We start from the raw sequence: 21187 nt of genomic DNA, 5'->3' as shown, positions 1-21187 counted from the left end.
CCGCCCCCTTTTATGGCCGATCACTATTGAGGAATCGAGCCTACGTCGGAGACCGTTACAGATCTCGACAATGGCTGGCGCGCAACCCAAGTCGTCATACGAAAATCGGCGTATAAATCGACGTCGAATCCATATGAGTCGGTCGTTACGGGGCTAGTGGTCGAATTTGCCGACCGAACCGGTCGTGTGGATTGTTCTGCGCGATCGTGCAACTCCGACAATGACGAATATCGCTGCAAGCGAACAGAGAACGTACTCCGGAATCGCCCCGAGATCGGTGGCGACCGTCGTGTCGTGACGCAGCTCGATCTCCGAGACCAGCGCATCGGGAACGAACAGCTCCGTCCGTTGCGTCACAGCCCCGCTGGGCGACACGATCGCACTGACACCACTCGTCGCCGCCACGACGACCGACCTGCCGTGCTCCACGGCGCGTACGCGTGACATCGCCAGTTGTTGATAGGTCATCTCGGTATCGCCGAAGGTTGCGTTGTTGGTCGGTATCGCGATGAATTCCGCACCGGAGCGGACGGATTCGTTCAATGCACGATCGAATGCCACCTCGTAGCACGTCGCGATACCGGCGGCGATTCCGTCCGCGTGAACGACACCGTTGCCGGTCCCCGGCACGAAGTAACCGGCACGATCGGCGTACTCGGAGAACAGCCGGAAGAAGCTCCGCCACGGCAGGTATTCGCCGAACGGCTGAATGATCTTCTTGTCGTGGCGTTCCCCCGGCCCTGCTGCGCCGTCCCACACGATGACCGAGTTGGTGGTCGTGCGATCGTCGTTGACGAGAACGGATCCGACGAGGATGGGCGCGCCGACCGCCTCGGACGCCGCGGTGATCTCGGTGGCCGCATCTGCGTTGCGGAGCGGATCGATGTCCGACGCGTTCTCCGGCCACACCACGAGGTCGGGCGCGGGCGTGCGGCCGGCACGCACGTCGTCGGCAAGACTCAGCGTTTCGCGAACGTGGTTGTCCAGCACCGCGCGACGCTGTGCGTTGAAGTCGAGCCCGAGGCGCGGGACGCTTCCCTGAATCGCCGCGACGGTGATGGTGCGCGAATCCGGATCGTGCGAGTCCCCGATGAGCATCGGTGCCACGGCAAGGGCGACGATCGACGCACTCGCGGCGACGGAGACGCCGACGATGATTCCGCGAAGGCGTTTCTCGAGCAGCGCGACAGCCACCGCGGCCAGTCCGGTCCCCGTCAGTGCGACACCGAAGCTCAGGAGCGGGGCGCCACCGACGCCCGCGAGAGGCAGAAGCCACCCGTCGGGCTGTCCGAACGCGAGGCGACCCCACGGAAAACCACCGAACGGGAAACTGGATCGAGCCCATTCGACGAGGCTCCAGACGAGAGCGAGAGCCAGAGGCCACCACCGGGTCCGTGCCGCGACGACGGCGAGCACGCCGAACAGTCCGGTGAAGACCGATTCCGCCGTCGCCAGCGCGAGCCACGGAAGTGGTCCGACGTACACACCGATCCACGGCAACAACGGAACGAAGAAGCCCAAGCCGGCGAGCAGTCCGTATCCGAAACCGGCCTTCTTCGATTGTGGACCGTCTCCCCGCCCTCTGACGAGCACGAGGACCAGCAGTGCGATCGACAACGGTGCCAGGAACCACAGCGTGCGGGGTGGGAAGCTCAAATAGAGCAGCAGACCCGACGCCACGGAGACAGCACTCGACGCGGCGACCCTCGTGATCGCCCGAGGGTCACGCTTCATGGATCACGCGCCCGCGATGAACGGTGCGCAGGCAACGCGGGCTCGGCGAGTCCAGCTCGAGCGGCGGCAAGGGCGGCACTCCCGCTCTCGGATCGGTGGACCACCGCTGGACGCCGTCCTTCGGGGCCCTCACGACGAGTTCGGGCGCGTCCCACATCGCGAAACTGGCAGGCGCTCCCGGCGTCAACGTCCCCGCCAGCCCGTCGCGCACACCGCCTGCTCGCCACGCGCCCCTGGTGGCAGCGGCGAACGCTGCGCGCGGCGAGACTCCGCTACCGGCTGTGTGGTGACCGACCGCAGCGCGTAGTACCGCCCACGGGTCCATCGACGTCGCCGGTGCGTCGGATCCGAATGCCAGGGAAACGCCCGCGGAGGCCAACGGTGCCAGCGGATTCAGTGCACGCGCGCGGTCCGCGCCGAGGCGTTGTGCGTACATGCCGTCGTCACCTCCCCAGAGGCGGTCGAACCGCGGTTGCATGCTCGCGATGACGCCCCACGCCGCGAGCGACGCGGCGTGGTCGACGGAAACCATCTCCAGGTGTTCGACGCGGTGGCCGCGCGCGGCCAGCGCTGGACCACCCACCGAGGCGGCGACACGCGCGAAGCCGTCGACGACGGCTGTCACCGCAGCGTCTCCGATGGCGTGGAATCCCGCCTGAACACCGACTTCGGTGCACGCGGCGACGTGCGCAGCGATCGCGTCGACGTCGAGGTACGACGTGCCTCGGCCGTGGACGTCGGTGTAGTCGTCGGTGAGCCACGCGGTGTGCGATCCGAGGGAACCGTCGACGAACACGTCGCCCGCCAGTCCGTGCGCACCCGTCCGTGCGAGCAGGTCTCGGGCCTCCGCGGCGCTGGTGACCGCTTCGCCCCAGTAGCCGCGGACCTCCACCCCGTGCTCGGTGGCCAGGAGTTCGGTGAAGTCACCCAGACCCGATACGTCGGGGCCACCGCACTCGTGCACTGCGCAGATCCCGGCTGCGGCCGCCGCGTCGAGCATTCGCCGACGGGCCGCTTCACGTGCGGCGGGGGTCAGCAGGGATCGAGCGGCGGCGCGAACCACGTGATGAGCCGCAGCGGTCACCGGCAGCTCCGGGTGGAAGCCGATCGCGTTCGCAAGGTCCGGGCACGCCGCGCGCAGGGCCGTCGAGCACGCGGCGGAATGCGAGTCGACGCGCGTCAGATACACGGCGCGGCCGGGGGCGATGGCGTCGAGCTCGGAGGTGGTGGGTGCTCCCCCGTCCGGCCAGTGCGACTCGTCGAAGCCGTGACCCCAGATCACCGCGTCGTCGGTTCGCGCGGCGTGACGGCGGAGTTCGTCCAGACACTGAGCATGGGACCGGGACGCCGACAGGTCCAACCCGCCGAGCAGCAGCCCGTGTGCCGTCGTATGAACATGTGCGTCGACGAAGGCGGGAGCGACGAAGGCCCCCGCGAGGTCGAACTCCTCGGCACCCGGATGAAGTGCGCGGCCGGTTCGGTCTTCGCCTGTCCACGTGACAATTCCATCGGTGACGGCCATCGCCGTGGCGTCGGGAGCGGAAGCGCTGTAGATCCGCCCGCCGAGAAACAGTTGGGTGCTCACGGCTGACCAGTCTGCCCTCAGCGGGTCGGCTTATCGAAATCCCGTCCGTCGATCTCGATGATGCGCCCGCTGGTGCTCGGGTACTGCCCCGCGTACGTCTCACCGATCACCTCGCCGTCGATGACGGTCGGTCGCATTCTGCGCGTCGCGACCGCGATGCTCGGCATCCAGCGGGCAGCAGCGGCCAGCACCAGCGGCCGCAGGGCCCACCGCGAGACCGGCAGCAGCAGCAGGATGCCGAACACTGTCGTCACCAGACCTGGTACGAACATCGCGACCGACCCGACCGCGAACAGAACACCGTCGGCGACCGCTCCCGCCGGCGTCCGTTCACCGCGACTGGCGGCGCGCAGACCCTCCATGACGCGGCGGCCCTGCGACCGTACGAGGACGAGCCCGACGACCGAACCTGCGATCAACAGCAGCACGGTCCACAGCACACCGATCGCGCTGCCGACCGCGACGAGTGCGGCCACCTCGACGACGACATAGAGGAGAAAGAGCGCAAACACGGTAGTTCCTTTCGTTGCCTGTATCGACAACGAACCGGGGTTCCGATTTTCTCCCGGATCGGACGACATTCCGTCGAGCAGCTAGGCCCCCGGCCGAACCAGTCCCGTTTCGTAGGCCAGAACGACGGCCTGGACGCGGTCGCGTAGACCGAGCTTTGTCAGTACACGCCCGACATGTGTCTTCACCGTCGCCTCGGACAACACCAGGCTGCCGGCGATCTCGGCGTTCGACAATCCTGTGGCGAGCAGTCCGAGCACCTCGCGCTCACGGTCGGTCAGCGCGTCGAGCATCGCCGGATCGCGAGTCGGCGTCGTGTCGCCGGAGATGAACCGTCCCAACAGGCGCCGCGTGACTTTCGGCGACACGACGGCGTCGCCACCCGCGATGCTCCGGATGGCGGAGACGAGATCCTCCGGTGGGGTGTCCTTGAGCAGAAACCCGCTCGCGCCCGCCTTCAACGCACCGATGACGTGCTCGTCGAGATCGAACGTCGTCATCACCAGAACACGTGCCTCGGAATTCGACTCGACGATGCGCGACGTCGCCGTCACGCCGTCGATGCCCGGCATCCGGACATCCATCAGTACGACGTCCGGCTTCAACTCGTCGACCTTCGCGAGCGCCGACGCACCGTCCGACGCCTCGCCCACGACAGACAGATCGTCCTGGGCGTCGAGGACCATCGTCAGGCCCATCCGCATCAATTCCTGGTCGTCGACGATGAGAACGGTGATCGGCACAGGGGACAACCTATCCCCCGCGGCCGATAAGTTCCGCAGGCTCCACTCCCGTTCATTCGAGTGGGAGCACCGCACGCACCACCCACTGGCCGTCGTCGGTACGGCCCGCGTCCAGCGTCCCCTGCAGGACGGCGACGCGTTCGCGCATGCCGAGGAGCCCGTTTCCGGTTCCCTGCACCGTGCTCGCAGTCGGTCCGACGTCGCGATTGATCACCTCGACGTGGACGCCGCTGTCCCGTCGGACGACCGAGACGCGAGCTCTCGGCGCATGACCGCCGTGTCGCAGCACGTTGGTCAGCGACTCCTGGACGACACGATGTACTCCCAAGCTGATCGCGGGGCTGATGTCGTCGAGGTTTCCCGTCTGCTCGAGTTCGACGTAGAGGCCGGCCTTGGACATCATGTCCACCACCTTCGCCAGACCCGCTGTGCCGTACTGCGGCATGTCGTCGGTGTGAGGTGTCGTTCGCAGCAAGGCAACGGTCCGGCGCAGTTCGGCAAGCGCCTGCCTACCGGTCGCCGAGATGTTCGCGACGGCTTGTTCGGCCCGCTCGGGATCTTTGCGTATCGCGTAGGACGCACCGTCGGCCTGTACGACCATGACGCTCACCCCGTGGGCGATGACGTCGTGTAGTTCGCGTGCGATGCGCGTCCGTTCGAGGGCGACCGCCTCCTCGGCGCGGCGATCTCGGTCGTACTCGGCGACGACAAGGCGCGCTTCGACGGCCTCGTCGTACGCGCGCCGGGCGCCGAGGAACTCGGCCGCGATCCACGCCAGCGCATACATCATGGCGCCGAACACGACGCTGGTGATGAGGTCCTCGTCGAACAGAAGCAGCGCCAGTATCGAATCCAGGATCACCGCGATCAGATAGAACAGCGCGTCACGCCGACCCACGTAGGCCACCAACGTGTACAGCATGATCGGCAGCGCGAGCAGCGAGGGATGAAGGTTGGTCGTCTCTCCCAGTGCCGCGCCGGTCGTCGTGCCGAACAACGACACCACGAGCACCGCGACCGCGACCGTTCGAGGGTGCCGACGACGCCATGCGATCGGGGTGCAGACCGCCGAGGTGACCACACCGAACAGCACCCAATTCGTCGACTCGGCGTTGGCGACCAGCGCGACGACGTCGAGCACGACGAGCATTCCTGCGAGCAGCGAGTCCGCGACGAAGGGCTTGCCCCTGAGCCACAGGCTGAATCTCCGCATGTGATTGAGTTTGCCGTATGCGAGCAAGGGCCTTATGACCGCGGCGGACTGGGGATTGTTGATGGTGGCGGCCACTGCCGCCGGCTGGGTCGATGCGGTCGTCGGCGGCGGCGGATTGATCCTGCTACCCGCGATCCTGCTGGTCGCGCCGCAGCTGAGTCCCCAGGCAGCGCTCGCGACCAACAAGGTGACAGCCGTGTTCGGTACGGCCGCGGCCGTCGTGACATTCGCACGCAAGGTGGCTCTCGACTGGAAGATTCTCGTGCCGGCCGCGGTGCTCGCCGCGGTCGCGGCTGCCGGTGGCGCCGCGGCGGTGTCGCTGATCGACCGCGACCTGTTCATCCCGATCATCATGGTCGCGCTCGTCGGTGTCGCGGTGCTCGTGACGACGCGCCCGACCATCGGGACCGTCGCCGCAGCTCGCCCGCCGACGACTCGGAAGATTCTCGTCGTCGTGTTTCTCGCCGCCGGCTGCTTCGGCTTCTACGACGGCATTCTCGGCCCCGGCACGGGAACGTTCTTCATCATCGCGTTCGCGACGCTGCTCGGCACCGAGTTCGTGCGCAGCGCCGCGATGGCCAAGGTGCTCAATCTCGGATCCAACGTCGGGGCTCTGACGTTCTTCGCCGTGACCGGACACGTGCTGTGGCAGTTGGGCGCAGCGATGGCGGTGTGCAACGTGATCGGTGCCGTGCTGGGATCGCGTGCGGCGCTCGCACGCGGCGCCGGATTCGTGCGCGTCGTACTGCTCGTCGTCGTCATCGGCATGGTTGTCCGCCTCGGCTGGCAACAATTCGGCTAATCTCCGTGTCTGTGACCCAGCCGCCCCACCGCGATGTCGATCCGGACTTCCGTGCGATGCCGTGCGGTGAACTGGCCGCTGCTGCCCTGGACGTCGCGCGGCGCGCCGGTGCGTCGCACGCGGACTTCCGAGTGCAGCGCCTCACCACGCAATCGCTGAACCTGCGCGACGGCGTCGTCCAGTCGGCCGTGGACGGCTCCGAAATCGGCCTCGCAGTGCGCGTCGTCGTGGACGGTACGTGGGGTTTCGCGTCGCACAGCGATCTGTCGGTCGACGCGGCCGCGGCGACGGCACGCACGGCCGTCGACATCGCGCAGGCACTCCGGTCGCTGAACCGCGAACGCGTCGAGCTCGCCGACGAGCCCGTGTACGCGAACGCGACATGGGTGTCGGAGTACGACGTCGATCCGTTTCACGTTCCGACCCGCGACAAGGTCGAACTGCTCACCGACTACTCCGCCCGCCTTCGCGCGTCGGACGGCGTCGATCATGTGACCGCTTCGGTACTGCAGGTCAAGGAACAGACGTACTACGCCGATCTGGCCGGCAGTTCGATCACGCAGCAACGAGTCCGGCTCCACCCCCAGCTCGAAGCGACGACGGTCGACACGGCCGCGGGCGCCTTCGAGACGATGCGCACTCTCGCCCCGCCGGTCAGCCGTGGATGGGAGTACCTCGGTGCCGACAGCACGTGGGACTGGTCGGACGAACTGACGCGCATCCCCGGATGGCTCGCCGAGAAGGTGAAGTCGCCGTCCGTCGTTCCGGGTCCGACCGACCTGGTGATCGACCCGACCAATCTGTGGCTCACGATCCACGAATCCATCGGTCACGCAACCGAGTACGACCGCGCAATCGGGTACGAGGCGGCGTACGCCGGTACGTCGTTCGCGACCCCGGACCAACTCGGCACACTGAGGTACGGCAGCGACATCATGCACGTGACGGCCGACCGCACGGAGGTGGGCGGGCTCTCCACCATCGGCTACGACGACGACGGCGTGGCCGCGCAGCAGTGGGATCTGATCCGTGACGGCGTGCTCGTCGGCTATCAGCTCGACCGCGTGTTCGCGCCGAGGCTGGGACTCTCCCGCTCCAACGGGTGCTCGTACGCCGACTCGGCGCAGCACGTTCCGATTCAACGAATGGCGAACGTGTCCCTGCAACCGGGATCTACGTCGTCGGCGACAAGAGCTGGTCGATCGACATGCAGCGCTACAACTTCCAGTTCACCGGACAGCGGTTCTTCCGCATCAGGAACGGCGTGCTCGACGGCCAGGTGCGCGATGTCGCCTATCAAGCGACGACGACCGACTTCTGGGGATCGATGGATCTCGTCGGCGGCGTGTCGACGCGACGCCTCGGTGGCGCGTTCAACTGCGGAAAGGCGCAGCCCGGTCAGGTCGCGGCCGTCAGTCACGGATGTCCCGCTGCCGTCTTCCGTGGAGTGAACGTTCTCAACACGCGATCGGAGGCAGGCCAGTGATTCCCGGTCACGAGGTCGTCGAGCGGGTGCTCGCACTCGCCACGGTCGACGACACGTTCGTCATCGTCACCGACTCCAGCGAGGCGTCGTTGCGCTGGGCCGGAAATTCGATGACCACCAACGGAATCGGAATTTCGCGACACTGGACCGTCGTCTCCGTCGTCCGTGGATCCAGCGACACGAAGGTCGCGACGATGTCGTCGACGAGCGTCGACCCGGACGAGATCGCGTCGATCGTCGCAGCGTGCGAGAACACCGCTCGCGCAGCCGAACCCGCCGAGGATGCGATGCCACTCGTCACCGGCACCGGCGATCCGGACGACTGGGCCGCCGACACCGCGCTCACGAGCATCGGCGTGTTCGGCCGTTTCACCGAGGACCTCGCCGCGGGCTTCGCCGGCCGGGACCAGCTGTACGGCTTCGCCCATCACCGCCTCGACACGGTCTGGCTCGGATCGACGTCGGGGATCCGGCGCCGTTTCACGCAGCCCACCGGCTCGATCGAGATCAACGGCAAACGCGACGACGCGAGTGCCTGGGTCGGCGCGAGCACCAAGCACTTCGACGACGTGAACGTCGCCTCGTTGCTGAGTGACCTGTCGACGCGGCTGGGGTGGGCTTCGACGCAACTCGATCTTCCAGCAGGACGATACGAGACGTTGCTACCGCCGTCGGCCATCGCCGATCTGATGATCTACCTGATGTGGACGATGGAAGGCCGGGGAGCGCAGGAAGGTCATACGGCGTTGTCGCGGCCGGGCGGCACACGCGTCGGCGAGAAGCTCGGTTCGATTCCCCTGACGCTGTTCTCCGATCCGAACTACGCCGGGCTCGAGTACTCGCCCTTCGTCGCGACCGGTGCGTCCAACGATTCGGTCTCGGTGTTCGACAACGGAATGGCCACCTCGCGCGTCGACTGGGTACGTGACGGTGCCGTCGGAGCGCTGGCGTACCCGCGGTTCCTCGCCGACAAGTACGACACCGACCCCGTGATCCCCGGCGACAACCTCGTCCTGACGGGCGGCAGCGACGCCGACCTGGACGCGATGATCGCACGCACCGAGCGTGGACTGCTGCTGACGACGCTGTGGTACATCCGAGAGGTCGATCCCGCCACGTTGCTGCTCACCGGACTGACCCGTGACGGCGTCTACCTCGTCGAGGACGGAACGGTCACCGGAGCCGTCAACAATTTCCGCTTCAACGAGAGCCCACTGGATCTGCTGCGCCGCGTCACCGAGGCCGGGGCGACGGAGAAGACGCTGCCCCGGGAGTGGAAGGACTGGTTCACGCGAACGGCGATGCCGCCGTTACGTATTCCTGATTTCCACATGTCCTCGGTGAGCAAAGCACAGTAGGACTACTTCTCCGGTCCTGAGATCTCCAGCGCGATGTTGTCCGGGTCACGGAATTCCAGGATGCTCAGGCCTTCGCCGGCCGACTTGATGCCCTCGTGACGAATTCCCAGTTCGTCGAGGGTCGCCACGGCGTTCTCGAGATCGTCGTAGGTCGCGACGGCGAAGCTCAGGTGGTCGAGGCCTGCGCGGTCTTCGTCGAACCGATCCTCGCCCGGCGCAACCGGACGAAGGCCGAACAGTCCCCCGGCGAACGAGTAGATCACTCCCCCGAACAGAAACCACAGCGCCTTCTTGGTCTGCTCGTCGGCGTTCGGATCCCACTCGTACGCGACGTCGAAGCCGAACACGTCGTCGTAGAACTTCCGCGAGACGTCTATGTCGCTGACGGTGATGCGCACGTGGTGGAAATCGGTAGCTGCTATCGCCATGGTGTGTCTCTCCTCGTCGAAGACCTGTCGCCGTCGCGCTGCCCGCGTGCCACCCCGCCGGAGAGTGCACCGCCGCGCGTGAGTCGAAACGCGCGAAGCCCAATCCGGTCAGGATTCGAGAAGTATCACGGCGGCGCTGGAACTAACGTATTCCGCGTGAACCCACCGAGGGAGAGGCGACAACGGATGGCAGCGAGTGCGAGCACACGGTCACCCGAGATGCACGTGGCCGACAGCCACGATCTGATTCGAGTCCAGGGCGCGCGGGTCAACAACCTGCAGGACATCAGTGTCGAGATCCCCAAACGCCGACTGACCGTGTTCACCGGCGTGTCCGGTTCGGGCAAGAGCTCTCTCGTGTTCAGCACGATCGCCGCCGAGTCGCAGCGCATGATCAACGAGACGTACAGCGCGTTCGTCCAAGGTTTCATGCCGACGCTCGCGCGGCCCGACGTCGATGTGCTCGACGGCTTGACCACTGCGATCATCGTCGATCAGCAGCGGATGGGTGCCAATCCGCACTCGACGGTCGGCACTGCCACCGACGCCAACGCGATGCTGCGCATCCTGTTCAGCCGCCTCGGTACGCCGCACATCGGGTCGCCTCAGGCGTTCTCGTTCAACGTCGCGTCGATCTCCGGCGCCGGAGCCGTCACCGTGCAGAAGGGCGGGCGTGAGACCAAGGAGAAGCGGACCTTCTCGATCACCGGCGGCATGTGTCCGCGTTGCGAGGGACGCGGGTCGGTCAGCGACATCGACCTGACGGCGCTGTACGACGACAGCAAGTCCCTCAACGAGAGTGCGATCACGATCCCCGGATACAGCATGGAGGGGTGGTACGGCCGAATCTTCCGTGGCTGCGGCTACTTCGACCCCGACAAGCCGATCGCCGAATTCACCAAGCGGGAACTGAACGATCTCCTCTACCGCGAGCCGACCAAGATCAAGGTCGAGGGCATCAACCTCACCTACTCGGGTCTCGTTCCTCAGATCCAGAAGTCGTTCCTGTCCAAGGACGTCGACGCGATGCAGCCGCACATCCGCGCGTTCGTCGAGCGTGCGGTGACGTTCCAGACGTGTCCGGAGTGCGACGGGACCCGTCTGAACGAGGGTGCGAGGTCGTCGAAGATCAAGGGAATCTCCATCGCCGACGCGTGCGCGATGCAGATCAGCGACCTTGCGAAATGGGTGGGCGGGCTGAAGGAACCGTCCGTCGCACCCCTGCTCGAGTCGCTCGGCAAGACGCTCGACTCGTTCGTGCAGATCGGACTGGGCTACTTGTCGCTCGAGCGTCCCGCAGGCACGCTCTCCGGTGGTGAAGCTCAGCGCACCAAAATGATTCGGCACCTGGGTTCGTCGCTCACCGACGTCACCTACGTGTTCGACGAGCCGACCACCGGTCTGCATCCGCACGACATCCAGAACATGAACGACCTTCTGCTGCAACTGCGGGACAAGGGCAACACCGTTCTCGTCGTGGAACACAAACCCGAAACGATCGTGATCGCCGATCACATCGTCGATCTCGGGCCCGGGGCCGGATCCGCCGGTGGCACAGTATGTTTCGAGGGCACGGTCGACGGCCTGCGCTCGAGCGACACGATCACCGGACGGCACTTCGACGACCGAGCGACGCTGAAGGAGTCCGTCCGGGAGTTCACCGAGGTCGTCGAGATCCGCGGCGCCGATACGCACAACCTGCAGAACGTCGACGTCGACGTGCCGCTCGGGGTGCTGACCGTCGTCACGGGCGTCGCGGGCTCCGGCAAGAGCTCGCTCATCCACGGGTCGCTGTCCGGGTTGGACGACGTCGTCGCAATCGATCAGGGCGCGATCCGCGGGTCGCGTCGTAGCAATCCTGCGACGTACACCGGGCTGCTCGAGCCGATCCGCAAGGCGTTCGCGAAGGCGAACGGCGTCAAGCCTGCTCTGTTCAGCGCGAATTCGGAAGGCGCCTGCCCGACGTGCAACGGCAACGGTGTCATCTACTCGGACCTGGCGATGATGGCAGGCGTCGCAACCCCGTGCGAGGAATGCGAGGGCAAGCGCTTCCAGGCATCGGTCCTCGAATACCACCTCGGCGGCAAGGACATCAGCGAGGTGCTCGAGATGTCGGCGGCGGAAGCGCACGAGTTCTTCGGTGAGACGTCGAAACTGGCTGCGGCGCACAAGATCCTGACGCGTTTCGTCGACGTCGGCCTCGGCTACATCAAACTGGGTCAACCGCTGACCACCCTCTCCGGCGGTGAGCGTCAGCGGCTCAAGCTCGCGACCCACATGGGCGAGAAGGGCGGAATCTACGTTCTCGACGAGCCGACGACCGGCCTCCACCTGGCCGACGTCGAACAGCTGCTCGGTCTGTTGGATCGTCTCGTCGATGCGGGCAAGTCGGTCATCGTGATCGAACATCATCAAGCGGTCATGGCACACGCGGACTGGATCATCGACCTCGGCCCCGGCGCCGGTCACGACGGCGGTCGCGTCGTCTTCGAGGGCACGCCGACCGATCTCGTCGCCGATCGGTCCACGCTGACGGGCGAGCATCTCGCGGCGTACGTGGGGCGCTAGCCCTCGTGCGCGCGAATGCATAACCCTCTATGTACTCGCGCGCACATGGGGTGCATGACGCGTCATCATCCGCTGAGCGCGGTCGAACACCGCGGCCCTCACGTCTTCGGGGCCGAGCAGTTCACAGTCGTCTCCGAGCATCCATACCGTCGAACAGGCATGTGCCACACCGCCGAACAGTGCGTCGAGTCCGATCCACCCGTCGTGCGGCGCCGACGTCTCGTCCACTCGAATCGCGGTGGCGGCGACGTGGTCCAGCTGATCGGGCCGCACACGCAGTCGAACGGACACGGTGTCCCGACTCGATCTGAACCGTCGGCGACCGGCATCCCACAGCGCACCGAGATCGACCCTCGTACTCCTGCGGGCGTCGTCGTCCAGTAGTTCCGCACGGCGAATCCGAGACACCCGATAGGTCCGTTCGTCCCCGTCCACCGTCGCCATCAGGTACCAGTGCCCGGCGGCGTACACGAGTCCGATCGGGTCCACCGTCCGCACGCTCGGCGTCCCGCTACGGCCTGCGTAGTCGAGCCGTAGTCGGCGCCCGAGAAAGACGCCGCGCTGAACGACGTCGAGATACTCGTCTCGTTCGGGGTCTCGGAGCCAGCCTTCGGGTCGGACCAGTACGCGGTCGGCCACCGACGTCGCGACGCGTCGCTGCTCGTCGGGCAAGGACGCCGCGACCTTGCGCATGGCGGACGCGAAGGCCGACCCCATGCCGAGCGACGCCGACGCGTCCGCGGACATGAGCGCTGTCGCCTCCTCCGCGGTCAAGCCGGTGAGGTCCGTCGTGAAGCCGGGAAGAAGCTCGAAACCTCCGTGACGACCGCGTTCGGCGAACACCGGGAAGCCCGAGGTGGACAAGGCGTCGATGTCCCGCAGAACCGTGCGCTCCGAGACTTCGAGCTCGACAGCCAGCTGCGACGCGGACATGCGCCCTCGATTTCTCAGCAGAAGAACCAACGAGATCAATCTGTCCGCACGCACTCGCCGATCGTCGCACGAATACACGACAGAAGATGTCATGTATTCGACGTTGACTTCTACTCGTACCGTTCGAATCACGACGAAACGAGAGATCATGACCGACATCACGCTCGATCCCCGGCACCTCTACCGCGACGCGCTGGCCTGGGTCGCCGATCTGATGGAAGCAACTCGCGACGACCAGATGACGCTGCCGACGCCGTGCCCGGACTTCGACGTCCGAGCGCTGGTGGGGCACCAGATCGCGGGTGTGCGACGCGCCAGGACGATGGCACTGGGCGGCGACCCGACGACCGTGCCGGTGGTGCTCACCGGGTTCGACGACGCGGCTGCCGCGTATCGAGAGGAGGTCCGACTGGCGCTCGAGGCATGGGAGGGTGAGAACATACTCGACATGACGGTCACGGCGCCGTGGGGAACCGTGCCCGGCCGCGCAGCGGTGTGGGCGTACATCAACGAAACCCTCGTTCACGGATGGGATCTGGCGGTGTCGACGGGTCGACCGTCCGAGGCTGAACCTCGGCTCGTGGAACCCGTGCTCGCCGCCGCCGCGCGCGCGATTCCCGCCGAGCCTCGCGACGTCATGCCTTTCGACGACGTGGTCGAACCCGCCGCCGACGCCGGCCCGACCGAACGCCTCGTCAATTGGTCCGGTCGGGCCAGTGCTCCGTGGGTGGGTGCCGCGTCACGCTGAGCCGTCGAACACCCGGGTGCCCGCGAGGTAGGTGGCGCGGACGTCGAGGTCGGCGATGTCTTCCGGCGGGACGGTGCGCGGATCGGCGGACAGCACGACGAAGTCCGCGTACTTGCCGACTTCGATGGAGCCGATCTCGTTCTCCGAGAACAGTTGCCAGGCCGCGTCGATGGTCTGAGCGCGGATGGCCTGTTCGACGGTCAGCCGTTGTTCCGGACCGGAGACGTGCCCGTTCGGTGTGGTTCTCGTGACTGCGACGGCGATGTTGCGCAGGGGTTCCTCCGGCGTGACGGGAGGATCGTTGTGCAGGGAAACCCTCATACCTGCCCTTACGGCCGACCCGGCCGGCATCCACCTCGACCCGTGCTCGGGCCCGAAGAGTCCGTCGACGAGAACGTCACCCCAGTAATGGATCTGGTCGACGAACAGGCTGCACGTCACGCCGAGCGATACCGCGCGTGCGATCTGATCGTCGCGGATCGCGCCGACGTGTTCGAGGCGCAGCCGGTGGTCCGGACGGGGGTGACGGGTGAGGACGCTGTCGTACACATCCAGAATCGTGTCGATCCCGTTGTCGCCCATGACGTGACACGCCAACGGCCATCCCAGCGGAAAGTAGGCGTCGACGATTTCGGTCAGCTGTTCGCGGGTGTAGTTAGCGTGCCCGCACGATCCCGGCTCGACGCCGATGGCAGCGGTGGCGTCGGTGTCGAGGTACGGGAACGTCAGGTCGATGTTGCCGATCCACGGCGAACCGTCCACCCATATCTTGATTCCTGTAGCGCGCACCATGTCGTCGCCCGCACCAGGGGTGGAGCGCGCGGTCATCGTCGGATTGGACATCTCGTAGGTACGAAGGCGAACCGTCAGCGCTCCCTGCGTGTTCAACGCCTCGACGAGCGGGCCGAACTTCGGGTCGTACGCCATCTCGGAACACGTCGTCAGCCCGGCGCGATTGAGCCGAGCGCACTCCTCGGCCAGCATCTGCGGATAGGAGCCGGCATTCATCGCAGACGAGACGAGCGGAAACACCGCCGCAGTCTCTCGGGCCGAACCGTCGAGCTCGCCGCTCGCATCACGCCCGTAGGCCGCGCCCTTCGGGTCGGGTGTGGTGCGGTCCAATCCGTGCAGACGGGCCGCCACGGAGTTGAAGAACGCGAGGTGGCCCGAGTTGTGCAGGATCACGAGCGGCGTATCCGGTGCGACGGAGTCGAGCCACGCCAGGGTCGGCTCCGGAAGGCCCTTCTGCAGCAACGCATCCCACCCGCTGAGGAATGCGCCGTCGTCACCGCGGCGCCCGACCTCGTCACGCACGGCCTGCACTACGGCGTCGGCGTCGCGAACGGTGACAGGACGGATGTCCACCATCCGATCGGACAGCACCACCGCCTCCATCAGCGGATGGCCGTGCGCCTCGACCAGACCGGGCATCACGCATCCATCGCCGATGTCGACGACGTGTGTGCTCGGGCCGATCTCGGAGTCGAGTTCCGCTCTGGTGCCCACCGCACAGATACGGCCGTCCCGCACCGCGACGCCTTCTGCGGTGGGGCGACTCGAGTCCACGGTCAACACGGTTCCGACAAGGACAAGATCGGCGTACGACGACATCCTTACCTCCCGAAAAGGAAGTATGCAGGTCGCGTCAGGCGGGCGCCACCGAAATGCCGACGGTGCCGGTCTTGCCGCGCCGAAGCGTACTGCCGGTGACGGTCAGCCAGCCGAGAATGCCGTACTTCCGTGCGATCGCGCGACGAACCTTGTCGGTGGCGGGACCGTCCAGTATCTCGGCGAAGCCGTTTTGCGCCTCGCCCTGGATCTTCCCGCGCGCCGTGCAGGGCGCTACCGTCACACGGCCGTTGCGCCTGATCCTCTTGACCTTCCACGAATCGGAGGTCGTCCACACCAGTAGGCGGTCGCCCTCACGAACACCCCACAGTGGCGTCGCGACGGGCGTGCCGTCCTTCTTGAACGTGGTCAGCGAGACGTACTTTCCGTCGGCGATCTCCTGGAACGTGGGCATACGACCAGCGTACGGCTACTCCCCCTCCAGATCGCCTTCCGTCTGCAGATACACCTGGCGTAGTTCACCGAGGATCTTCGGATCCGGTTCCGCCCACATGCCGCGCTCGGTCGCCTCGAGCAGCCGTTCGGCGATGCCGTGCAGCGCCCAGGGGTTCGACTGTTGCATGAACTTCTGGTTCTGCTCGTCGAGAACGTATGTCTCGGCGAGCTTCTCGTACATCCAGTCGGCGACGACGTCGGTCGTCGCGTCGTACCCGAAGAGATAGTCGACGGTGGCCGCCATCTCGAACGCGCCCTTGTACCCGTGCCTGCGCATCGCCTCCAGCCACCGCGGATTGACGACGCGGGCCCGGAACACCCGGGTGGTCTCCTCCGACAACGTACGGGTGCGTACGGTGTCCGGCCTCGTACTGTCACCGATGTAGGCCTCCGGTGACGTGCCCGTCAGCGCGCGCACCGTAGCGATCATGCCGCCGTGGTACTGGAAGTAGTCGTCCGAGTCGGCGATGTCGTGCTCGCGCGTGTCGGTGTTCTTGGCCGCCACGGCAATTCGGCGGTACGCCGTGCGCATGTCGTCCGACGCGGGCACACCGTCCAGGCCGCGGCCGTATGCGAAACCGCCCCACGTCGTGTAGACCTGCGCGAGGTCCTCGTCGCTACGCCAGGTCTTGCTGTCGATCAGCTGCAGTAAGCCTGCCCCGTACGTTCCTGGCTTGGACCCGAAGATACGCGTCGTGGAGCGTCGTTCGTCGCCGTGCTCGGCGAAATCGGCCTGTGTGTGCGCGCGGACGAAGTTTCGGTCCGCAGGCTCGTCGAGCGCGGCGACCAGACGCACCGCGTCGTCGAGCAACGCCAGGACGTGCGGGAACGCGTCGCGGAAGAATCCGCTGATGCGCACGGTGACGTCGATGCGCGGGCGTCCCAGTTCCCCCAGGTCGATGACCTCGAGCGTCGTGACGCGCCGCGACGCCTCGTCCCACACCGGCCGGACTCCGAACAGCGCGAACACTTCCGCGACGTCGTCACCGGACGTGCGCATCGCGGACGTGCCCCACACGGACAGGCCGACCGATTTCGGCCACTCGCCGTGATCCTTCCGGTACCGCTCGAGCAGGGAGTCGGCCATCGCCTGCCCGGTCTCCCAGGCAAGCTTCGACGGGACGGCCTTGGGATCGACGGAATAGAAGTTGCGGCCGGTGGGCAGGACGTTGATCAGTCCGCGCAGCGGTGAACCGCTCGGCCCCGCGGGGACGAAACCGCCGTCGAGGGCGTGCAGCACCTGCTCGATCTCTTCGGACGTACCGCGCAGTCTCGGAACGACCTCGGAGGCGGCGAACCGAAGAATGTCGGCGACGACGGATCCGTGCTCCCCGGCAACCGTGTCCGCTGCCGCCGGATCCCATCCTGCCGCCTGCATCGCCGCGACGAGACCGTGCGCGACGGACTCGATGTCGTCGACGCGTGTGCGTGCTTCGTCGCCGCCCTCGCTCAGACCGAGCGCCTCGCGCAGACCGGGAACCGACTGTTCTCCACCCCACATCTGCCGCGCGCGCAGCATCGCGAGCACCAGTTCGACCTCACTGTCACCGGCGGGCGCCTGCCCGAGAACGTGGAGTCCGTCGCGGATCTGAACGTCCTTGATCTCGCACAGCCACCCGTCGACGTGCAGCAGCATGTCGTCGAACACGTCCTCGTCGGGGCGTTCTTCGAGACCGAGATCGTGGTGCATCTGCGCCGCCGTCATCAGCGTCCAGATCTGCTGGCGGATCGCCGGGAGCTTCGCGGGGTCGAGTGCCGAGATGTTCGCGTGTTCGTCGAGTAGCTGTTCGAGGCGCGAGATGTCGCCGTAGCTTTCCGCTCGCGCCATCGGCGGGATGAGATGGTCGACGAGGGTCGCGTGCGCACGACGCTTTGCCTGGGTGCCCTCGCCGGGGTCGTTGACGAGGAAGGGGTAGATCAGCGGGAGGTCGCCGAGTGCCGCGTCGGTGCCGCACGAGGCTGACATACCGAGGGTCTTACCCGGCAGCCATTCGAGGTTGCCGTGCTTGCCGAGATGCACCATCGCGTCGGCGCCGAAACCACCGTCGTCCTGCGACGCCTGGATCCAGCGATACGCGGCGAGGTAGTGGTGACTCGGCGGGAGATCGGGATCGTGGTAGATCGCGACGGGCTTCTCGCCGAACCCGCGCGGAGGCTGAACCATGATCACGACGTTGCCGAATTGCATTGCCGCGATGACGATTTCGCCGTCCTTGTCGGACGATCGGTCGACGTACATGTCGCCGGGTGCGGGGCCCCAGTGCTCCTCGACGGCCGAGGTCAGCTCGTCGGGCAGCTGGGCGAACCACGATCGGTACCGCGCTGCCGAGATGCGAATCGGATTGCCCTCGAGTTGCTCGTCGGTGAGCCAGTCCGGGTCCTGACCGCCGCGTGCGATCAGGGCGTGGATCAGCGCGTCACCGTCACGGGCCGCCAGCCCTGGAATGGCGTCCGGTCCGTCGACGGGTCCGAGATCGTATCCAGCGGAACGCATCTCGGTCATCAGTGCGATCGCACTGGCAGGCGTATCGAGTCCGACGGCATTGCCGATGCGCGCGTGCTTGGTCGGGTACGCCGAGAACATCAACGCGATGCGGCGTTCCGGCGTCGGGATGCGACGAAGTTTCGCGTGCCGCACGGCGATTCCCGCGACGCGGGCTGCCCGCTCGTGATCGGGCACGTAGGTGGTCAGGCCGTCGCCGTCGATCTCTTTGAACGAGAACGGAACCGTGATCAGGCGGCCGTCGAACTCCGGGACCGCGACCTGGGTTGCCACATCGAGCGGAGAGAGTCCGTCGTCGTTCGCTTCCCAGGTCTCGCGGCTGCTGGTCAAGCACAGTCCCTGCAGTATGGGCACGTCGAGCGCGGCGAGTTCGGCGACGTCCCATGCCTCGTCGTCACCGCCTGCCGATGCGCTCGCCGGCTTGGTACCACCGGCGGCCAGGACCGTCACGACCATCGCGTCGGCTTGTTTCAGGGTCTCGAGAAGTTCGGGCTCCGCGGTGCGCAACGACGCACAGAAGATCGGAAGCGCTTGTCCACCTGCATTTTCCACGGCCGTGCACAGCGCATCGATGTAGGTCGTGTTTCCGGCGAGGTGCTGGGCACGGTAATACAGAACGGCGACGACAGGAGCGGAGCCTGCGGAGTGACCCGATGGCACAGGGGCGGAATCGACGGTTCGAGTCGGTTGGCGCTCCAGAATCCCCCACGTCGGGGTGTGCAGTGGTGCCGAGAATCCGTTGCCGGTCAGCAGGACCGTGTCGGACAGGAACGCGTGCAGCTGCACGAGGTTCTCGGGGCCGCCCTCGGCGAGGTAGTTGTGCGCCTGGGCCGCGACGTTGGCCGGAACCGTCGACAGCTCCATCAACTCGGCGTCCGGTGCCTGTTCGCCACCCAGCACGACGACGGGAAGTCCGGATGCGAGGACGGCGTCGACGCCCTCTTCCCAGTATCGCCTCGAACCGAGGATGCGCAGGACGATCAGATCGACGCCGTCGGCCAGCGCGGGAACGTCGTCGGCGAGCAGTCGGGACGGGTTGCCCCACCGGTAGTCGGCGCCGCTGGCGCGCGCACTGAGCAGGTCGGTGTCGGACGTCGACAGCAGCAAGATCACGGGTAAAGCCCTCCTGAAGGGTTTCGCGCCCTTCTACGTCGATCGACAGCGTCGAACGAGAGTGTCGAACGAGAGTCTCGTGCTGCGATCCGAGAGGGTCTGGCTTTCACAGTGGCGCGACCGCACCGGGATTGCACCGGGTTTCCTCTCGGACGAAGCCTTGTCGGGACGGAATGCTACCCGGGTGTGTTCGATGCCGACGTGGACGCCGTCGATACCGCTTGTAGCCTCGACGACATGAGTTCGACCGACCCGCGTGAGCACCCGGACCGCTGCCCCGGTGCGCTGACGATGCATCAGGCTGCCGACGGCGGCCTCGCGCGTGTCCGCCTGCCCGGTGGCCGGCTCACGCCCGATGCGATGGTGCAGCTCGCGCACGCGGCCTCCGAGCTCGGCGACGGCAAGCTCGAACTCACGTCACGCGCGAACGTGCAGTTCCGCGGCATCACCGATGGCGACGCGCTGGCGGAGCGTCTGGCGTCGGCGGGGCTGCTTCCGTCCGCGACGCACGAGCGCGTGCGCAACATCCTCGCGTCACCACTGTCCGGCCGTGTCGGCGGACTCGCAGACGTGCGTGCTCTCGTCCAGCGTCTCGACGAGGCGCTGTGCTCCCGCGATACGTTGGCGGAACTGCCTGGTCGGACGCAGTTCGCGCTCGACGACGGCCGAGGAGACGTCACCGCCTTGCAGCCCGACTTCGGCGTCCAGGCGATCACGCCCGAGGAGTTCGCGCTGATACTCGCGGGAGCCGACACCGGTGTGCGCATCGATGCGGAGGACGTGGTGGACGTCCTGCTCGACGCCGCTCAGGTATTCGTCGACCTTCGGGACACGCAATGGCGGCTGTCCGAACTGTCCGACGGACCGGCACGAGTGCTCGACCAGCTGGGGCTCGGTGCCGGAGAACCCGAAGAACTCGACTCGTCCGGGGCGGACGAGGCGCCGATCGGTTGGATGACGCAGGACGACGGCCGTGTCGCGCTCGGCGGTGTGCTCGCGATGGGGGTGCTCGACGCCCGTCTCGGGGAGTTCCTGGCAGCGATCGAACGGCCGCTCGTCGTGACGCCCTGGCGCGGCATCGTCGTGTGCGATCTCGACGAGGGTGCCGCCGACACCGTCGTCCGAGTGCTCGCACCGATGGGACTGATCTTCGACGCATCCTCGCCGTGGGCGCAGGTCAGTGCCTGTACCGGATCACCGGGGTGCGAGAAGTCCCACGCCGATGTGCGCGGCGACCTCACGCAGGCGGTCGAGAGAGGTGACGTCGAGGCCGGACGTCGCCAGCACTGGTCCGGATGCGAGCGGCGATGCGGTAAACCGAAAGGCGACGTCGTCGACGTCGTCGCCGGACCCACCGGCTACCGGGTGTCCTGACGCCTCGTAGCACTCCCCTATCGTG

At 66.6% G+C, this 21187-nt stretch carries 15 protein-coding genes and 1 pseudogene; 6 read left to right on the top strand and 10 right to left on the bottom strand.

What is annotated here, in order from left to right; genetic code table 11:
• Window positions 1–153: 153 nt before the first annotated feature.
• The 5 genes from lnt to RhoFasB10_RS18340 all read right to left on the bottom strand — a co-directional run bounded on the left by lnt (window position 154) and on the right by RhoFasB10_RS18340 (window position 5785).
• Window positions 154–1734 carry an apolipoprotein N-acyltransferase gene (gene lnt / locus RhoFasB10_RS18360; protein WP_068424087.1) on the bottom strand — a complete coding sequence of 527 codons (1581 nt, stop codon included), beginning with the start codon at window positions 1732–1734 and terminating at the stop codon, window positions 154–156.
• The gene (locus RhoFasB10_RS18355; RefSeq protein ID WP_346764424.1) at window positions 1724–3319 is read right to left on the bottom strand and encodes an amidohydrolase family protein; all 1596 of its coding nucleotides are present in this window, start codon (window positions 3317–3319) and stop codon (window positions 1724–1726) included. The genes lnt and RhoFasB10_RS18355 overlap by 11 nt, the downstream gene beginning before the upstream one ends.
• Before the next feature lie 17 nt (window positions 3320–3336).
• Complete coding sequence (locus RhoFasB10_RS18350; RefSeq protein WP_308115107.1) at window positions 3337–3831, bottom strand: FxsA family protein; 495 nt, start codon at window positions 3829–3831, stop codon at window positions 3337–3339.
• An 81-nt stretch (window positions 3832–3912) separates the two neighbouring features.
• Window positions 3913–4572, bottom strand: coding sequence for a response regulator transcription factor (locus RhoFasB10_RS18345; RefSeq protein WP_167677803.1), 660 nt, complete (start codon window positions 4570–4572; stop codon window positions 3913–3915).
• Between the two features lie 52 nt (window positions 4573–4624).
• Window positions 4625–5785, bottom strand: a complete 1161-nt coding sequence (locus tag RhoFasB10_RS18340; protein WP_068425853.1) for a histidine kinase — start codon at window positions 5783–5785, stop codon at window positions 4625–4627.
• Window positions 5786–5819: 34 nt separating this feature from the next.
• Between RhoFasB10_RS18340 and RhoFasB10_RS18335 the strand changes: the two genes are divergently transcribed.
• From RhoFasB10_RS18335 to RhoFasB10_RS18325, 3 genes and pseudogenes are all read left to right on the top strand, one after another.
• Complete coding sequence (locus RhoFasB10_RS18335; protein WP_068424093.1) at window positions 5820–6587, top strand: TSUP family transporter; 768 nt, start codon at window positions 5820–5822, stop codon at window positions 6585–6587.
• Between the two features lie 56 nt (window positions 6588–6643).
• Window positions 6644–8073 (top strand): annotated as a pseudogene (locus tag RhoFasB10_RS18330) (TldD/PmbA family protein).
• The gene (locus RhoFasB10_RS18325) at window positions 8070–9431 is read left to right on the top strand and encodes a metallopeptidase TldD-related protein (RefSeq protein ID WP_068424097.1); all 1362 of its coding nucleotides are present in this window, start codon (window positions 8070–8072) and stop codon (window positions 9429–9431) included. Before RhoFasB10_RS18330 ends, RhoFasB10_RS18325 begins: the two are co-directional and overlap by 4 nt.
• Before the next feature lie 2 nt (window positions 9432–9433).
• On the opposite strand, the gene RhoFasB10_RS18320 is transcribed toward RhoFasB10_RS18325, so the two are convergent.
• Window positions 9434–9859: a VOC family protein gene (locus RhoFasB10_RS18320; RefSeq protein WP_114329424.1), complete on the bottom strand. Its 426-nt coding sequence runs from the start codon at window positions 9857–9859 to the stop codon at window positions 9434–9436.
• A gap of 186 nt (window positions 9860–10045) precedes the next feature.
• On the opposite strand from RhoFasB10_RS18320, the gene RhoFasB10_RS18315 reads away from it, so the two are divergent.
• Window positions 10046–12427, top strand: a complete 2382-nt coding sequence (locus tag RhoFasB10_RS18315) for an excinuclease ABC subunit UvrA (RefSeq protein ID WP_167677801.1) — start codon at window positions 10046–10048, stop codon at window positions 12425–12427.
• Window positions 12428–12454: 27 nt separating this feature from the next.
• Here the strand turns inward: RhoFasB10_RS18315 and RhoFasB10_RS18310 are convergent, their stop codons facing one another.
• A complete protein-coding gene (locus RhoFasB10_RS18310; RefSeq protein ID WP_206031082.1) occupies window positions 12455–13453 on the bottom strand; it encodes a YafY family protein in 999 nt (332 codons plus the stop codon).
• 55 nt (window positions 13454–13508) lie between these two features.
• Between RhoFasB10_RS18310 and RhoFasB10_RS18305 the strand changes: the two genes are divergently transcribed.
• On the top strand, window positions 13509–14108 hold the full coding sequence (locus tag RhoFasB10_RS18305; RefSeq protein WP_167677799.1) for a TIGR03086 family metal-binding protein: 600 nt from the start codon (window positions 13509–13511) through the stop codon (window positions 14106–14108).
• Here RhoFasB10_RS18305 and RhoFasB10_RS18300 read toward each other — a convergent pair.
• From RhoFasB10_RS18300 to cobN, 3 genes are read right to left on the bottom strand one after another with little or no spacing between them, the layout of a single operon-like run.
• Window positions 14100–15719: an amidohydrolase gene (locus tag RhoFasB10_RS18300; RefSeq protein ID WP_167677797.1), complete on the bottom strand. Its 1620-nt coding sequence runs from the start codon at window positions 15717–15719 to the stop codon at window positions 14100–14102. The two genes, RhoFasB10_RS18305 and RhoFasB10_RS18300, sit on opposite strands and share 9 nt — an antisense overlap.
• Window positions 15720–15753: 34 nt before the next feature.
• Window positions 15754–16131 (bottom strand): PPOX class F420-dependent oxidoreductase, encoded by a 378-nt coding sequence (locus tag RhoFasB10_RS18295; RefSeq protein ID WP_068424107.1) that lies wholly within the window; start codon window positions 16129–16131, stop codon window positions 15754–15756.
• A 15-nt stretch (window positions 16132–16146) separates the two neighbouring features.
• Window positions 16147–19788 (bottom strand): cobaltochelatase subunit CobN, encoded by a 3642-nt coding sequence (cobN, locus tag RhoFasB10_RS18290; RefSeq protein ID WP_167677795.1) that lies wholly within the window; start codon window positions 19786–19788, stop codon window positions 16147–16149.
• A gap of 237 nt (window positions 19789–20025) precedes the next feature.
• Here cobN and cobG point away from each other — a divergent pair, with 237 nt between their 5' ends.
• Window positions 20026–21162 carry a precorrin-3B synthase gene (gene cobG, locus RhoFasB10_RS18285; RefSeq protein WP_084423731.1) on the top strand — a complete coding sequence of 379 codons (1137 nt, stop codon included), beginning with the start codon at window positions 20026–20028 and terminating at the stop codon, window positions 21160–21162.
• The last annotated feature ends 25 nt before the right edge of the window (window positions 21163–21187 follow it).

It is taken from the genome of Rhodococcus sp. B10 (genome assembly GCF_011770055.1).
Lineage (GTDB): Bacteria > Actinomycetota > Actinomycetes > Mycobacteriales > Mycobacteriaceae > Rhodococcoides > Rhodococcoides kyotonensis_B.
This window is presented reverse-complemented; position numbering and strand designations above follow the sequence as displayed.

What these genes read in the sequence shown, in the direction of transcription:
- lnt (WP_068424087.1), bottom strand. Translation starts at nt 1,734, where the DNA reads ATGAAGCGTGACCCTCGGGCGATCACGAGGGTCGCCGCGTCGAGTGCT.
- RhoFasB10_RS18340 (WP_068425853.1), bottom strand. Translation starts at nt 5,785, where the DNA reads ATGCGGAGATTCAGCCTGTGGCTCAGGGGCAAGCCCTTCGTCGCGGAC.
- RhoFasB10_RS18335 (WP_068424093.1), top strand. Translation starts at nt 5,820, where the DNA reads ATGACCGCGGCGGACTGGGGATTGTTGATGGTGGCGGCCACTGCCGCC.
- RhoFasB10_RS18320 (WP_114329424.1), bottom strand. Translation starts at nt 9,859, where the DNA reads ATGGCGATAGCAGCTACCGATTTCCACCACGTGCGCATCACCGTCAGC.
- RhoFasB10_RS18315 (WP_167677801.1), top strand. Translation starts at nt 10,046, where the DNA reads ATGGCAGCGAGTGCGAGCACACGGTCACCCGAGATGCACGTGGCCGAC.
- RhoFasB10_RS18310 (WP_206031082.1), bottom strand. Translation starts at nt 13,453, where the DNA reads ATGACATCTTCTGTCGTGTATTCGTGCGACGATCGGCGAGTGCGTGCG.
- RhoFasB10_RS18305 (WP_167677799.1), top strand. Translation starts at nt 13,509, where the DNA reads ATGACCGACATCACGCTCGATCCCCGGCACCTCTACCGCGACGCGCTG.
- RhoFasB10_RS18300 (WP_167677797.1), bottom strand. Translation starts at nt 15,719, where the DNA reads ATGTCGTCGTACGCCGATCTTGTCCTTGTCGGAACCGTGTTGACCGTG.
- RhoFasB10_RS18295 (WP_068424107.1), bottom strand. Translation starts at nt 16,131, where the DNA reads ATGCCCACGTTCCAGGAGATCGCCGACGGAAAGTACGTCTCGCTGACC.
- cobG (WP_084423731.1), top strand. Translation starts at nt 20,026, where the DNA reads ATGAGTTCGACCGACCCGCGTGAGCACCCGGACCGCTGCCCCGGTGCG.